This window comes from Sphingomonas sp. (assembly GCF_048594985.1).
Classification (GTDB): domain Bacteria; phylum Pseudomonadota; class Alphaproteobacteria; order Sphingomonadales; family Sphingomonadaceae; genus Sphingomonas_I.
The window spans coordinates 1-1,572 of sequence record NZ_JBMDXG010000276.1; the positions used below are offsets into that span (position 1 = coordinate 1).

The 1,572-nt window shown below is 68.3% G+C and carries 2 protein-coding genes; both read left to right on the plus strand.

What is annotated here, in order from left to right; all coding sequences use genetic code 11:
* Positions 1-7: 7 nt before the first annotated feature.
* A complete protein-coding gene (locus ACOJSF_RS11200; RefSeq protein WP_420142283.1) occupies positions 8-931 on the plus strand; it encodes an HAD family acid phosphatase in 924 nt (307 codons plus the stop codon).
* Positions 931-1,572, plus strand: a 642-nt coding sequence (locus tag ACOJSF_RS11205; RefSeq protein ID WP_420142282.1) for a 3-oxoacid CoA-transferase subunit B, incomplete at its 3' end; no start/stop codon positions are given. The genes ACOJSF_RS11200 and ACOJSF_RS11205, both read left to right, overlap by 1 nt.

Sequence of the window (1,572 nt, forward strand, 5' to 3'; positions counted from 1 at the left end):
AGGTCGAATTCCGTACGACGCGGCCGCGCGAGGCCGCGTGAAACGCTGCCTCGCCGCGCTGACGGCGATCCCGCTCCTGTCGGGCTGCGTGATCGCGGTCGACAACAAGACCTCGCCGGCGTCGGCCTCCGCGCCGATAAGCGTGCCGAAAACGCTGCAGTGGCTGCACGGCTCGGGCGAGGCGGCGGTGCTTTCTCGGCAGACCTATCGCCAGATGACCGCCTATGTGCTTGCCGCCGATGCCGGCCGCCGGGGCGGACGACCGGTCGACAGCGTAATCCTGGCCGATGGCGCGACCCCCGACGCGCCGCGCTGGGAACCGTGCGGGACGAAACCGGCGGCGGTCGTGCTGGACATGGACGAGACCGCCATTCTCAACACCGGCGCGAACTATGACGGCGCGCGGCAGGGCGATCCGGCCTATGATCCGAAACGTTGGGATGCATGGGAGAAGACGGGCAGCGCCTATGTCGAGCCCGTGCCCGGCGCGGTCGAGGCGCTGGCGGCCTTGCGCGCGGCCGGCGTGACCCCCGTGTTCGTATCGAACCGCGACAGCGCAAACGCCGCTGGCGCGGTCGCGGCGCTCGCGACTGCAGGGCTTGGCCCGGCGACGCATCTCCAGACCCTGTTCCTCAAGGGCGACGTGGCACCCGGATCGGGCAAGGATGCCCGGCGCCGGGCCGTTGCGGCGCGTTATTGCGTGCTGGCGATGGTAGGCGATCAGCTCGGCGACTTCAGCGATGCCTTCAACGCGCGCACCCTGTCGGTCCAGGGCCGTCGCGCGCTCGCGCAGGCGCCCGGCGTCGCCGCGAAATGGGGTGCGGGCTGGTTCCTTCTTCCCAACCCCGTCTACGGCCCCGGCGTGGCCGGAACCCTCGACGACCTGTTTCCGGCCGACAAACGGTGGCCGGGCCCTTCGGAGACGCATTGATGCCCCCCTCAGACCATGGCTGGACCCGCGACGATATGGCGGCGCGCGCCGCGCGCGAGCTGAAGGACGGCTTCTACGTCAATCTCGGCATCGGCATCCCGACCCTGGTCGCGAACCATGTGCCGGCGGGCGTCGAGGTGACGCTCCAGTCGGAAAACGGCATGCTCGGCATCGGCCCGTTTCCCTATGAGGATGATGTCGATCCCGACCTGATCAACGCCGGCAAGCAGACGATCAGCCAGCTTCCCTCGTCGAGCTATTTCTCCTCGTCCGACAGTTTCGCGATGATCCGCGGCGGGCATATCGACCTAACCGTGCTCGGCGCGATGGAGGTCTCGGAAGGGGGCGACATCGCCAACTGGATGATCCCGGGCAAGATGGTGAAGGGGATGGGCGGGGCGATGGACCTCGTCGCCGGCGTCAAGAAGATCATCGTCGTGATGGAGCATGTCGCCAAGGATGGCAGCCCCAAATTCATTCCCGCCTGCACCCTGCCGCTGACGGACCAAAATGTCGTCGACATGATCGTGACCGACCTTGCCGTGTTCAGCCGGCCCGATCACCGGACCGCGTTCCGGCTGATCGAACTCGCGCCCGGCGTCACGGCGGACGAGGTCCGCGCCAAGACGACCGCCGCCTAC